This is a genomic window from Phormidesmis sp. 146-33, from assembly GCF_052939515.1.
Map to the genome: position 1 here is coordinate 1 of NZ_JBJPHU010000147.1, position 14,829 is coordinate 14,829.

The window sequence follows — 14,829 nt, forward strand, 5'->3', positions numbered from 1 at the left end:
TAAGTGACAAAAAGTATTTTACAACACATTAGCATATAGCTTCCGGTAGACCCGATCGTTAATGAGCCAAATCAACTGGTCGGGGTCGTCTCCCTCGATAGCATTCGCCACATTCTACGACCTACCAACTTACTCAAAATCCGTCGAGTTGCCGAAGTGATGACGCGCCAAGTCGTGAGTGCTTTTCCGACAACACCCGTTCTTCAACTAACTGAATTAATGGCTAACCATCACATTAGCTGTGTGGTGATTGTCGAATCTTTTAATCCTGATTCAGCCTGCCATCCCGTTGGCATTGTTACCGAACGCGACATTGTTCACTTTCAAGCGCTGGGACTAGACCTGCACAACACACAAGCGCAGGCGGTGATGAGTACTCCTTTGTTTGTGTTGAGTCCCGAAGATTCGCTCTGGACGGCTCACCAGGAAATGGAACGGCGACAGGTGCGGCGGCTAGTTGTCTCATGGAACTGGGGCAAAAATTTGGGAATCATTACTCAAACGAGTTTGCTGCGGGTTTTTGATCCGATCGAGATGCATGACGTAATTGAGACATTACAGCGCACAATTCAACAACTGGGCTTAGATCCCAATAAACTATTAGCGTCGATCAACCACGATACTGATTTGCCTGCGGCGATGTGTTTGCTCGATCAGGGCGAACTGCCCAACATCCACAAATTTCTAACCACGGTTCAAACTCAAATCGAACATTTGGTCAACAATCCTGACCTGGCATGTCGCGATCGACAAGCGATGCTTTCGGCTGTACTCTCCGAGCTTCAACAGGTTCAGCAATCTCTCAAACAGTAGTTGCCATTTCGCTCCTTAGAGATGAGTTGTTACAACTGTTTACAAAAGCATTTGAGATGCAAAATTGTTCTCAGGAATGCAACAAAAAAATACATATCCTCTTGTCAAAATCTACCTTAGAGCATAACTCCTGAGCCGCTTTTCCTTTTACAACAGAGTGAGGTTGCCCGATGTAGGTGTGAATGATTTTAGATCAAACAAACCAGGAGCTTGAGGAAGATGTCTTGATCTTCCCCGCTTCGTTTGCTCAACAACGGTTGTGGTTTATCGAACAACTGCTTCCTGGAAATTCTCTATATATTATTCCGCTTGTATTTCGGCTGACAGGGTTGCTGAAGCGATCGCACCTCTACCAGAGCATTCAAGCGATCGTTAACCGTCACGAAACCCTCCGTACGACGTTTGAAGTCGTTGATGGACAGTTGGTTCAGGTCGTTGCTCCTTTGACTGTGCCGCTCAGATTTGTTGATCTACGAGAATTACCTACTAACACTCGCGAAGAGATTGCCCTAGAGCAAATCTGGCAGGAGATTGAGCAGCCTTTTCAACTTGATCAAGGGCCCTTGTTTCGCGTGCAATTATGGCAGTTGCAGGAGACAGAACATCTGCTGCTGATAGCATTGCATCACGTTATTTTTGATGAGTGGTCAAGTGGGGTGTTGATTCAAGAATTAGGGGAACTGTATGCAGCCGAGGACAAATCGGTTAGGTTGCCACCCTTACCCATTCAATACGCAGATTTTGCCCACTGGCAGCGAGAATGGCTACAGGGAGAGGTTTTGAACAGTCAGCTACGCTACTGGAAACAGCAATTAAAGGATGTCCCGATTCTAAATTTGCCCGGTGTTGCTTCTCGATCGCGCGCCCCTTCATTGTCACACCATCAAGGTGCCAGCCAGCTACTAGAACTGCCACAGTCATTACTCACTGCACTAGAAGCCCTAAGCCAGCAAGCGGGCGCAACGCTGTTTATGACGCTGTTGGCAGCCTTTCAGACGCTACTACATCGCTATACGGGACAAACAGATACCGCGATCGGATCTCCCATTGCCAACCGTCACCGCAGCGAACTAGAAGGATTAATTGGCTTTCTCGTCAACAGTCTGGTACTGCGAACTAATCTAGTCGGCGATCCAACCTTTCGGCAACTGTTAGACCGAGTGCGAGAGGTTACCTTGGCAGCCTACGATCACCAGGATTTACCCTTTGAGAAGCTAGTAGAAGGTTTGCAGCCCGTTCGTAGTCTGGGTCAAAATCCGCTCTTTCAGGTGGTCTTTGCTTTACAAAATACCCCGATCGAGCAGCTTGTATTACCTGGATTAGTGCTGAGTCCAGTCGCATTAGAAACTAAAACTTCTCGCTTTGATCTGGAGCTATATGTTTGGAAGTGTGCAGACAACTTCAGAAACCTCTGGGGTGAAGGTTGGCAGCAGTCAGACGGATTGCGTGGCGTAATTGTCTACAACACTGATTTGTTTGATTCAACGACGATCGCAGCGCTACGACAGCACTTTCAAACCTTACTACAAAGCATTGTTGCCAACCCAGACACCCCTCTCTCTGCGCTTCCTTTATTAACTCCTACAGAACAACAGACTTTGTTACAGCAGTGGGCTAGTAATCAATCCAGTTATCCGACTGTGGGAATTCATCAACGATTTGAGGCGCAGGTTCAGCAAAGACCCAGTGCGATCGCTGTTCAATATCATCAATCATTCACTTACCAACAGTTAAATCAGGGCAGTAACCAACTAGCGCGATATTTGCAGCGACTGGGAGTTAGTGCGGGAACGCGGGTAGGAATTTGTCTAGCGCGAGGAGTCGAAGCGATCGCCGCAATGCTGGCAGTTCTAAAAGCAGGAGGCGCTTATGTTCCGTTGGACTCCAGCTATCCTCCAGAACGCCTGCATTTTATGATAGAGGATGCCGAAATTTTGGTAGTTCTGACTCAATCAGACTGGGTAGAGTTAGTACAAACTGATAGAACCAAGATCATTTGTCTGGAGCAAGAATGGGATGCGATCGCTCAAGAGTCGGATGAGAATTTGTCTGTTCCCTGCACCGCAAGTCAGCTTGCTTATGTGATCTACACGTCTGGTTCAACAGGAGCGCCCAAAGGAGTCATGGTGCCGCATCAAGCCGTCAATCGACTGGTGTGTGAAACCAATTATATACAGATAGAACCGGGCGATCGTATTGCTCAGGTAGCTAATCTCGCGTTTGATGCAGCCACCTTTGAAGTGTGGGGCGCATTGCTCAACGGAGGACAACTAATTGGGATTGAACGAGAAACTACGCTTTCGCCAACTAAGTTTGTCGCCCAATTGCAGCAGCAGCAGATTAACACACTGTTTCTAACGACAGCCTTGTTCAATCAAACGGTGAGCCAGATTCCGACGGCCTTTCGATCGCTGAAGTACCTGCTATTTGGTGGCGAGATGGTGAATGTTGATCGAGTGCGATCAGTTGTACAACAAGGCAAGCCTCAACATCTAATTCATGTCTACGGGCCAACCGAAAATACAACCTTTTCTACCTGGTATGAAGTCGAGGCTATTTTGGAGAATGCAACAACGATTCCGATTGGTCAAGCGGTTGCTAACACTCAGGTTTATCTATTAGATGACACTCTGAATCCAGTGCCAGCGGGGGTGAGCGGCGAAATTTATTTAGGTGGAGATGGACTAGCACAGGGGTATCTAAATCGTCCGGAGTTGACAATAGAAAGGTTTATTAATCCCTTCTCACGGCTCTATAAAACTGGCGATCGTGCCCTTTATCGAGCGGATGGCAATCTCGAATTTTTGGAACGAACAGACCATCAGATTAAAATTCGTGGCTTTCGGGTGGAGTTAGGCGAGATTGAGACAGTTCTCATGCAGCATTCGCTCGTACAGTCTGCTGTAGTTGTTGTGCGTGAAATAGACCTTGATCGACAGCTAGTTGCTTATGTAGTTCCCAAAGGCTTAGAGATGTTGGCTGAACGGGAACTACGATCGTTTCTTAAAACAAAACTCCCTACTTATATGTTGCCTGCGGCCTTTGTCACGTTAGACACGCTTCCGCTAACCGCCAATGGCAAAGTAGACCACAAAGCGCTTCCTCCTCCGATCGCTGAACCGCATTTAACTCTCGCACCAACTAACTCGCTAGAAGCCTCCTTAATCGAACTTTGGACTCAACTACTAGGGCGATCCGTTGGCATTCACGATAACTTTTTTGAACTAGGCGGACACTCTCTACTAGCCACCCAGCTTGTCTCCCGCATCCGCGATCGATTTCAGATAGAATTGCCGCTTCGCACTGTGTTTGAAACTCCCACGATCGTCGAATTAGCCCACAAAATTGAAGCTCTCAAATCAACCCAGACCCCAGCGCAACGACGTGAGGAAATAGAACTATGACATCGATCGCTGAGTTTATTTCCTATTTAGAAAGCCTGGATGTGCAAATCTCCATCGACCAGGATTCAGACCAAATGCGGTTGCGCTGTAATGCACCCGAAGGAACTCTGACGACCGATTTGCGCCAAGCGTTAGTTGATCGCAAAGCTGAACTAATTGCATACCTGCGATCGCGTGCACTTCAACCAATCACGATCCAACCAGCCTCTCAGGGAAGTGTGTTTCCGCTATCTTTTGCTCAACAGCGGCTATGGTTTTTGCACCAACTCACACCCGACAATCCTTTTTACAATGTGCCTGCTGCCATTCGCCTAACTGGAACACTCGATCAAATTGCATTAGAGCGATCGTTTTGTGAAATTGTGCGCCGTCATACCGCCCTTCGGACAACCTTCACAACTGTAGACGGGCAAACAGTTCAAGTCGTCGAGCCTGATGGAAAAGTTAAGTTATCAGTGGTTAATTTACAGACTGTGGCGGTTAGCGATCGAGAACATATCTGCCAGCAATTAGCAGCGATCGAAGCTCAACATCCGTTTAACTTAACGACCGATCCACTGTTGCGGGTAACCTTATTGCAGCTTAGTTCAACTGAGTCGATTTTATTATTAACGCTGCATCACATTGTTGCTGATGGTTGGTCATTAGGAGTTTTAGTTCGAGAATTAGCTTGTTGCTACACAGCATTTGTTGAAGAACGATCGCCTGATTTACCACCGCTACCGATTCAGTACACTGACTTTGCCTGCTGGCAGCGCACCTGGTTACAGGGCGAAATTTTAGAAAAACAACTAGCCTACTGGCGCAAGCAACTAGATGATCTGCCAGAGTTACAGTTGCCTAATGATTACTCGATTGGCGGAACTGCTCAACGTCCTGCTGTCCCAACCTATCGAGGCGCAACTTATCCACTACAACTTTCACCGACTCTCACTCAAAAGCTAATAGACCTTAGCCAACAATCCGGCGCTTCTCTATTTATGACTTTACTGGCAGCTTTTCAAACGCTGTTATACCGTTACACGGGGCAGGAAGACATTGCGATCGGCTCTCCCATTGCTAACCGTCATCGCAGTGAATTAGAGGGGCTGATTGGCTTTTTTGTGAATAGTTTGGTGATGCGATCGAGTCTATCAGGAGATCCAACCTTTCGGGAATTGCTGGGACGGGTTAAGGAGGCTGCTCTAGAAGCTTATGACCATCAAGATCTACCCTTTGAGAAGTTAGTAGAAGAACTTGAGCCAGATCGAGATCTCAGCCGTAATCCTCTGTTTCAAGTAGCTTTTGCGCTTCAGAATGCCCCGATGCAATCTCTGCAACTACCTGGATTAAGCTTGGAACCTACCCCCTTAGAATCCACTAGCACTCGATTTGACCTAGAAGTACATCTTTGGGAACCTGCTCACGGGCTGGGAAGTTTGTGGCAATCTCAGGAAGGCTTAGGTGGCTTTATTTCCTACAGTACTGATTTGTTTAAGGGTGACAGAATCAGCCGCCTAATTGGACATTATCAAACGCTACTAGAAGGCATTGTTGCCAACCCAGACGATCGACTGCTAGACCTTCCCCTACTCACATTCCCAGAACGGCAGCAAATTGTCCAATGGAACCAAACCCCCTCGAAAGCTATCCCCGATTGCTGTTTCCATCAAATCTTTGAGACACAGGTAGAACAAGCCCCAGACGCGATCGCCGTTGTATCTGCACAAGGATCGCTCACCTATCAAGCACTCAATCAACAAGCCAACCTTCTCGCGCAAACACTGCAACACTTAGGAGTTCAGGCAAATTCTCTCGTTGGGCTGTGTGTCGATCGATCGCTGGATATGATAGTCGGAATTTTAGCCATCCTCAAAGCCGGGGGAGCTTATGTGCCGCTTGATCCAACTTATCCGAGCGATCGACTTCACTTTATGTTGTCTGATACTCAGGTGACGATCTTGCTGACTCAATCCTGGTTAGTTCAATCTTTGCCGCCGTTACAAGCAAAAATTATTTGTTTAGATCAGCCATCACCTACTAACCTCAAACCTTGTGAAGTAGTCTCTTCAAGTCCTGATCAGCTTGCCTATGTCATCTACACATCTGGTTCTACAGGCACTCCCAAAGGCGTTCTTTTATCTCATCGTGGCTTGTGTAATGTGGTTGCCGCCCAACAGCTTCTCTTTCACCCGTCTCGTGGTAGTCGAGTTCTCCAATTGAGTTCTCTGAGCTTTGATGCTTCTGTGTTTGAGATAGTCCTAGCCCTTGGCTCTGGTGCTACCTTGTATCTTTCTCCCACACAGTTACCAGAAGTTGCTCTGGTGCAATTTTTAGAAGACAATGCGATCACTCATGCCTTACTCACTCCAGCCGTATTGGCTGTTTTACCAGCGGCAAAGCTTCCTGCTCTTCAAGTGTTGATCACAGGTGGAGAAGCTTGCTCTAGTCAGGTCGTCGATCGCTGGGCAGTCGATCGCCACTTTTTTAATGCCTATGGCCCGACTGAGACAACTATCTGGGCAACTGTTGCCAAGCTGAATCCAGGTGATTGTCCCCTAACGATCGGTCATCCCGTTTTGAACACTCAGGTCTATATTCTCGATGCTAACTTAAATCCTGTCCCCGTCGGCATTCCAGGGGAACTATATGTTGGAGGTGCAGGGCTTGCCCGTGGCTATCTCAATCGACCCGAACTAACCGCCGATCGATTTATTCGTACCCAATACTCGACTCTTTACAGAACGGGCGATCGTGCCTGCTACCATTCTGACGGAACAATTGAGTTCTTGGGTCGAGTCGATCACCAGATCAAAATCCGAGGTTTTCGAGTAGAACTCGGTGAAATCGAAGCCACATTACAGCGTTATCCAGCGATTCGAGAGGCGGTAGTTGTCGCTTCCAAAGAGCCATCTGATGAGCGGTTGATTGCTTACTTTAGCCTCGATCGCTCCCATATTCAGCAAGCTTTACAAACCCAACACCTTCAACACTGGCAAGCCCTCTACAACCAAACCTATCAATCCCCAACTTCTACTTCCCAATTCAACCTGACAGGCTGGAACAGCAGCTACACAGGCAAGCCGATTCCCTCTGATCAGATGCAAGAGTGGTTGAGCGAGCGCGTTCAGCAAATACTTGCGCTCAATCCCAAACGAGTGTTAGAAATTGGCTGTGGTACGGGCCTACTGCTGTTTCAAATTGCCCCGCACTGCCAGAAGTATGTGGGAACAGATTTCTCGAAAGTAGCGCTAGAGTCGATTCAAAAGCAACTAGAAACGCTTCCTCAAGTAGAACTACTCCAGCGAACTGCAACTAACTTTGAGAACATTGATACTGCATCATTTGACGTAGTGATCTTGAACTCGATCGTGCAGTACTTTCCCAGCGCTGACTATCTAATGCAGGTGTTAGAGAAAGCCATTCAGACTGTAGCTCCGGGCGGTGTATTGTTTGTGGGCGATGTGCGAAGCCTCCCTTTACTAACGGCGTTTCATACTTGGGTGCAATTTTGTCAGGCAGATGCAGCAATGGATCGCACTCAACTTCAACAGCTTGTGAATCGATCATGCTTTGAAGAACCTGAACTCGCGATCGACCCCAAATTATTTGATGCGCTGCAAGACAAATTTCCTCAAGTTCGACAAGTACAAATTCGTCTCTCACGCGGTCGTAGCCACAATGAGATGACCCAGTTTCGCTACAACGTTTTGCTGCATATAGACACACAAGACAAGCCGCAAACACCGCTACCTCCCATCCAAAAAATTAGTTGGATCGATGCAATTACGGTTGAAGACATTCAAAAGCAGCTAGTAGAAACTAAACCAGAAATTCTGCTAATTACGAATGTTGCGAATAGTCGAGTCAATGCTGCGGTCAAAGCTGCCAACTGGTTACGCACTCAATCAGCCCCAAAAACCGTGGGACGACTCCGCGACGAGTTGCAAAACGCTACGACGATCGACCCCCAACAATGGTGGGACTTAGAAACAGTACTACCCTACACTGTTGAGATTACCTGGTCAAGACAATCTCAGGCTGGGGATTATGATGTTTTGCTAGTTCGGCACGGCGTTACTGCGTTAATCAACTTATCTACTTCTCAGCAGGTTGACCAATCCTGGAGCCACTACACTAACTACCCACTTCAGTCTCAATTTGCTCGTCAACTCATTCCTGATCTCCGTCAATATCTGAGACAGACGCTACCTGACTACATGGTGCCTTCTGCCTTTGTGCCATTAGAAACGCTGCCTCTCACGGCTAGTAGTAAAGTCGATCGCCGCGCCCTTCCACCGCTAAGTGAAGTAACATCAAGACCATCAAACGGGCCCTCAACTCAAACAGAATCAACCCTGATTGACATTTGGCAAGAACTCCTGCGGCTCAAGCAAGTCAACCCACACGACAACTTTTTTGAACTAGGGGGACACTCCCTACTAGCCACCCAGATGACCTCTCGTGTACGCGATGCTCTGGGTCTAGAACTGCCCTTAAAGACTGTGTTTGAAGCTCCCACGATCGCTCAACTTGCTCCCATTCTAGAAACCTTGCGCGACAGTGCTTTAGAAAGTGCTTTAGAAACTAAAATCCCTCCCTTAGTTCAGCTTAATCGGTCTGCTTATCGGCGCAAACGCTTGTCTCCAGAATCTACACCCCACATTGCTCACAACCTCGACCAATTGAATGAATCACCCTCTGATCCAACAATCGCACAATCCCTCACAGAAGCTCGATCGCCCCTTGTTCCGCTAACGTTGGGTGACAGTGAACAGCCTTTTTTCTGTGTTCATCCTATGTTTGGGGTTGTATTTCCCTATCTCGAACTAGCGCATCATTTGGGCAGTCATCGCAGCTTCTACGGACTTCAACCGCTGGGACTAGATGGAAAATCTTCTCCCCTGAATCAAATCGAAGCGATCGCGGCTTACTATATTCGAGCGATTCAGACACTCCAGCCGCGAGGGCCCTATTTTTTGGGGGGCTGGTCATTTGGGGGGCTGGTTGCTTTTGAGATGGCGCAACAACTCACTCAGGCAGGCCATCAGATTAGTTTATTAGCGATGCTCGATACTCCCGCTCCTTGCAACAAACTATCGCTCTATCGCAGCCTCAAGTTTCTTTTTGGAACTGCCCTCTGGTCTACGCTGCCGTTTTTACTCGACTATGGTGCATTGGCGACTAATTGGCTTCATTCCCGCAACCCCCGGTTTGCTCGCTGGCAGTGGTCATCGATCGCCCGTCAGATCCCCGAAGCAGCCCGATTACAGCTACTAGATGAATCTGCGATCGCTTCTATCCTAAAGATTGTCTATGCCAATGCTCAAGCTGCCTACCGCTATACGCCGCGATCTTATCTCGATCGCATTATCTTATTCAAAGCGGTTGAGAACTCGGATGCGATGGGACAAGACCCTACACTAGGCTGGAGTGCGTTGACAAATAACATTCAACTACACCAAGTACCGGGCAATCATTTATCTCTACTAAAACCGCCCCATGTTCAGACCTTAGCCCAACAACTGAGAAGCTACTTGTCATAAAACAATGTGCAATTCCATAGAAGTTTTTCGCTTCGATGTTCAATGCTTCTGCCCCAAGTTGCCAATTCTGAGTGATTTTCAGACAAGATTTTGATTCAAAGTCCCTCACTCGTGCGAGATTTAGGGGGCTGCCTGAATTAACGTGAATTCGATGGAGTTTTCTCGCTTCGTTATTCAGCACTTCTGCCCCCCAACCCCCCAATTTTGGGGGACTTTGAGACAATATTTCTCGTTCAAAGTCCCTCACTTGTGGGGGATTTAGGGGCTGAAGCCGATTGAAACGAAGCGAGTCACTCTCATCGAACTGACGTTGAATTAACAACCGCAGCGAAAGGTTTCATCGAATTCACGTTCAGACAAGACTTCCGCACCTATCCAAATACGCTTCTAGTCTGCGAAGGCAGATTTCGTGCTTGTAGGCGCGGTTTTAATCGCCAGCCGCAAGTTATTTAATCCTCCCTCCTAACCATTTGACACTTCTTCAAGGTTAGAGACTCCCAGCCATCCTTTGAGGTTTTGTTGCTGAGTTTGACTAGGATGCTCGATCGCGACTACCTGATATTGAGTCGGACGAGGCTCTACTAGTTTAATGGTGCAGATTCTTAACTCATCTTGATGAAACAGAGTCACCTCGATCGCATCCCCCCCAGAATATTCTTTGAGACGATCGCTCAATTGTTCCGCAGTAACTCGTAAACCGTCGATCGCCAATAGCTCATCTCCAACATCAATGCCAGCAGTTTGAGCGGGGGAATTAGCTTCGACTAATTTAATCAGCGATCGTCCATTCTCTGATTTCACCGTCATCCCTGTGTAAGGCGGCAAGTCAGCCTCAAGATTTGACTGCAAGCGCAACCCAAAGCCAGAAAGATATTCATCAAAGGGCAGTTCTTCGGTGCCGTCGAGGTAGCGATCGCAAAAATTCGTCAGGTCAAATTCAGCAACAGACTCGATCACAGACTTCAATTGCTCAGGCAAAAAGCCAATCTCATCTTTGCCAAACTGCTCCCACATCTGGTGCATTACATGATCAAATGATCGCTGGTTGCTATGCTTGATCCGAATCGCCAAATCGAGCAGCAGCGTGATCATTTCGCCCTTCAAATAGTAGGACATCTGAGAGTTGGGACTGTTGGCATCAGGACGATAAAGCTTAATCCACGCATCAAAGCTGGACTCACTCAAGGGTTGCACCAGTCGCCCCGGAGTCGTCAGATAGCGAGAAATTTCCTGACTTAGCGCATTCAAATAAGCTTTTGCATCATAAATTCCCGCTTTGAGTGGAATGAGCAAATCGTAGTAGCTAGTTGTTCCCTCGCTAAACCAGAGAGAAGGCGTGTAGTTTTCACCTTCGTAATCAAAGACTTCTAGCCCCTTGGGACGAATGCGCTTAACATTCCATAAATGGAAGAACTCGTGAGCAACTAGCTGCATAAAGCGATCGTACTTCTCCTTTGCCCGAAACCCCGATCGACTATAAACCAATGAGCAAGAATTTTTGTGTTCCAGTCCACCAAAGCCGTTGGTTGTTAGATGCAGCAGAAAAAGGTAGCGATCGTAGGGTAATCCTCCAAATAGATTAGCTTCGACCTCAATAATTTTTTGGGTGTCCTGAATGATGCGATCGACCTCCACATTTCCTTTGCCAAAAATTGCCCACTGATGAGGTTTTCCTAGCGCTTCAAATGAATAGGTCTGATGTGTTCCGATTTCAAACGGACTGTCTACTAACATATCGAAGTCGATCGCTTCAAATGTATTGGATCTACCTGGAACGATCGGCAGCGGAGTCGTGACTTGCCAACCGTCGGGCGGCACAATCTCAATTTGCATCGGTTGCTGCTCAAATCCTGACACATAGAAAAACAGCGCTGCCCCATTAAAATAGCCGTGGCTAACATTCAATTGATTCGTGCGAACAGTTAGCTCATTGGCAAAAATCCGATAGCGAACTGTAATCTCACTTTGTCCCTGCGTCTCAATCTGCCAATGATTTTTGCGAATCTTTCGCCAGGTTAACGGAGCCGCCTCAAAGTTTTGCAAATGTCGAGAATATTCGCGCACCAGATAAGAGCCAGGTGTCCAGACGGGCATTTTCAGATCTAAGGTGGGTTGTTGCCAGCCTGTGATGCGAAGGGTCACCTCAAACAGATGCGATTGGGGTCGAGGCATCGCCACCTGATAGTGAAGTTTGACGGTGGAGATCGGAGCCTCTGCGGAAGGGTTGACGGTCAGATCTTGCTTTAGATTCTCTCGATTCATGGTTTGATTGACTCCGATCGACACACAGCGTTATTTTGAGCGTTGCAGCGCAGCACAGACGTTAGACCTTAGATTCGTTCTGTCTAAAGTCGGGACTAAACAAGTAATACATATCATGCCTTACCTTCTCAACGACGCTGCCCACCTCACGGGTGAAATTTTTAACCCACTTGATGAAGTGCAAGGATAGGTGAATGCGATAAGATTCTGCGCGCTTTGAGACACCCGTGAGGAACTGTAGCGTCAGGTTGATCCGCAAATTCACCTGTCAAAGACTTTGATTTGAGAATCTTGTCTTATACCAAATCAACCAACAAACGATACTCGTAAAAATCAGTTAATTAACCGATTTCTATCTCTCAGATTTGAAAAACCCCATCAGGGAAGCTGTTTCAAAGTCCCCCAAAATGGGGGATTTAGGGGGCGAGGATCTGTATCAGTATAGTGAATTTGGTATTAGCCTGAATTCGATAGAATCTTTCGCTTCGCTTGCAGATCCGGGCAGCCCCCTAAATTCCCTACGAGTGAGGGCCTTTGAACCCAAAATCTTGTCTAAAAGTCCTCCAAAATTGGCAGCTTGAAGAAGTAATCAGCAATGCAGTGAGAAAACTTCATCAAAATGGCTTTAAGAATCACTATCGGAATTTTGATCCGCCTCGATTAAAACGGACTGACATACGGATAAAATTTTTCTGTGCAGCAGGTAATTACGCTGAGTCGCTGCTTGAAATTTATGAAAACTTTTTATACCATCGTCGGATATTTGCTCTATAACTGAAGAATTGTGTCGCTAATTCAGCAGAACGTTGATTACTACAGCCATTATCATCAGGGTCAGAGCACAATTTCTGAGTTAAATTCTCGATCGAATGGTGACATTTGACGCTCTAATCTCGTTGTCAAGGGTAAATCACACAAGTTGTGACTTGATCGCTTGCAATTAATCAAACAGTCCTGTAGATTTTGCAGAAGTTTAGATTTTTGCGATCGCGCTATTGACGGCTCTCACATCCTTGATTCCTCTATGGTTAGCAGTTTGGTTGACAGAGGCTAATCTGTGATTTTACTTATTTTGCGATTGGTAAACTACTGAAAATCACGTATCAATAGAAACTAAATCTTGCAATTTGAGAAACGGCTTTCTCAGTAGCTAAAAAAACTCACAAAACTAGATGTCACGATTTGCAAGTCATTCGCTAATATTGATGTTCACAACTTGTTTCCTGAATCTCACCAGATAGACATTTTTTTGAACGCGCTGTCTGTTTCACCCCATGCCCTGACCTAATGACTGCTGTGCCCCTTCCCCGACAGCCCTCTCAACCCGATCGCAACGGTGTCCCGCCCGAAGTCACCCCTGTTTTTGCACTCAAAGAACTGGTAGCCCGACTTAATCGTGAGCAGCATAAAATTCAGGATCTGTTGAGTTCGCTGGGGTTTGCGCTTCGCAGTTTCAACAATCTCAATCAGTTTCTCGAACTGATCCCTTTGATGGCTAGTCGCGTCACCGATGCAGATGGCGGGGCGCTGGTGATGTTTCGTCCCAACGGTCAGGTGAAGCTAGAGCGATTGCACTGTCAAGATAATCATTGGGGACAAGAAATTCGTAAAGCGCTGGAAGCCGCCACCCGACAGATCACGACTTCGCTCGCTGGCTTGCCCCCTAGTGAAGCGATTACCAAGTCTCCGCAAGCGATCGCCACGCTAGATTATCAGGTGAGCCGTCATCTGGGATCAGACATTCAGATTTTTGGGACGGCGATTCTAGTCAAAAATAGCGAACGGGGACGGCTGTATGTGTTCAGTCGCGATCCCGATTATTCCTGGACAGAAACGCGGCAAAAACTTGTGAGACTTGTGGCCGATCAAACGGCGGTGGCGATCGAAAACGATGAGTTGACGGTTGAACTTCGCAAAAAAGAACGGCTCGATCGTGAACTAGAAATTGGAGCCGATATCCAACTGCGTCTGTTGCCGCGTCAGTGTCCCAAAATTCAGGGGATTGAGTTGGCTGCCATGTGTAAAACAGCGAGTCGGGTGGGTGGCGATTATTACGACTTTATTCCGGCGGATTATGGGCAGGTTCGCAAGTCTGATGTGGAGAATGCGTCGGGGCGTTGGAGTGTGACGATCGGCGATGTGATGGGCAAGGGCGTTCCGGCTGGGCTGATCATGACGATGACGCGGGGAATGCTGCGGGCAGAAGTGCTGAACGGTCACTCGCCTGCGCGAATTTTGCAGCATCTCAATCAGGTGATGTATTCTGATTTAGAAAATTCCAACCGATTTGTGACGCTGTTCTATTCGGAATACGATCCGACGACGCAAATTCTTTCTTACAGCAATGCGGCTCACAATCCGCCGCTACTTTGGCAAGCTAAAAATGACGCAATCAAGCGGCTCGACACGTTGGGAATGCTGATTGGATTGGATGCCGAAACTCAGTATCAAGATGCTCAGGTGCAGCTTAATCCGGGTGACACGCTGATCTATTACACGGATGGCTTTACGGATGCCGCCAACCAATATGGACGCAGATTTGATGAAGAGAATCTGACCAATGCGTTTCGGTGGGCCTGCCGCAATTACAGTGATCCGCAGTTGATTTTGAAGTATTTGTTCGATCGCGTTCAGCAGTTTATCGGCGTGGGCAATCACAATGCAGATGATATGACGCTGGTGGTGATGAGAGTGGATGAGAGGGATGAGGGATGAGGGCGAATAGAATGTGCGCCTAGAAGAACGAAGTTTACCTTCGCAGACTAGATTTAACGTGAATTCGATGAAATCCTTCGCTGCCGTTACAAATCCGGGCAGCCCCCTAA

5 protein-coding genes are annotated in these 14,829 nt (G+C 47.4%); 4 read left to right on the forward strand and 1 reads right to left on the reverse strand.

Going from position 1 to position 14,829, the window contains the following annotated elements; translation table 11 throughout:
- Positions 1–159 precede the first annotated feature (159 nt).
- The 3 genes from ACJ2PR_RS31860 to ACJ2PR_RS31870 all read left to right on the forward strand — a co-directional run bounded on the left by ACJ2PR_RS31860 (position 160) and on the right by ACJ2PR_RS31870 (position 9,742).
- Positions 160–813, forward strand: a complete 654-nt coding sequence (locus tag ACJ2PR_RS31860; RefSeq protein WP_446880012.1) for a CBS domain-containing protein — start codon at positions 160–162, stop codon at positions 811–813.
- A gap of 182 nt (positions 814–995) precedes the next feature.
- Complete coding sequence (locus ACJ2PR_RS31865) at positions 996–4,217, forward strand: non-ribosomal peptide synthetase (protein WP_446880013.1); 3,222 nt, start codon at positions 996–998, stop codon at positions 4,215–4,217.
- Positions 4,214–9,742 carry an amino acid adenylation domain-containing protein gene (locus ACJ2PR_RS31870; RefSeq protein WP_446880014.1) on the forward strand — a complete coding sequence of 1,843 codons (5,529 nt, stop codon included), beginning with the start codon at positions 4,214–4,216 and terminating at the stop codon, positions 9,740–9,742. The genes ACJ2PR_RS31865 and ACJ2PR_RS31870 overlap by 4 nt, the downstream gene beginning before the upstream one ends.
- 462 nt (positions 9,743–10,204) lie before the next feature.
- On the opposite strand, the gene ACJ2PR_RS31875 is transcribed toward ACJ2PR_RS31870, so the two are convergent.
- Positions 10,205–12,004, reverse strand: coding sequence for a M61 family metallopeptidase (locus tag ACJ2PR_RS31875; RefSeq protein ID WP_446880015.1), 1,800 nt, complete (start codon positions 12,002–12,004; stop codon positions 10,205–10,207).
- 1,287 nt (positions 12,005–13,291) lie between these two features.
- Between ACJ2PR_RS31875 and ACJ2PR_RS31880 the strand changes: the two genes are divergently transcribed.
- Entirely contained in the window at positions 13,292–14,719 is a 1,428-nt protein-coding gene (locus tag ACJ2PR_RS31880) for a PP2C family protein-serine/threonine phosphatase (RefSeq protein WP_446880016.1), read from the forward strand.
- The last annotated feature ends 110 nt before the right edge of the window (positions 14,720–14,829 follow it).

What these genes read in the sequence shown, in the direction of transcription:
- ACJ2PR_RS31860 (WP_446880012.1), top strand. Translation starts at nt 160, where the DNA reads ATGACGCGCCAAGTCGTGAGTGCTTTTCCGACAACACCCGTTCTTCAA.
- ACJ2PR_RS31865 (WP_446880013.1), top strand. Translation starts at nt 996, where the DNA reads ATGATTTTAGATCAAACAAACCAGGAGCTTGAGGAAGATGTCTTGATC.
- ACJ2PR_RS31870 (WP_446880014.1), top strand. Translation starts at nt 4,214, where the DNA reads ATGACATCGATCGCTGAGTTTATTTCCTATTTAGAAAGCCTGGATGTG.
- ACJ2PR_RS31875 (WP_446880015.1), bottom strand. Translation starts at nt 12,004, where the DNA reads ATGAATCGAGAGAATCTAAAGCAAGATCTGACCGTCAACCCTTCCGCA.
- ACJ2PR_RS31880 (WP_446880016.1), top strand. Translation starts at nt 13,292, where the DNA reads ATGACTGCTGTGCCCCTTCCCCGACAGCCCTCTCAACCCGATCGCAAC.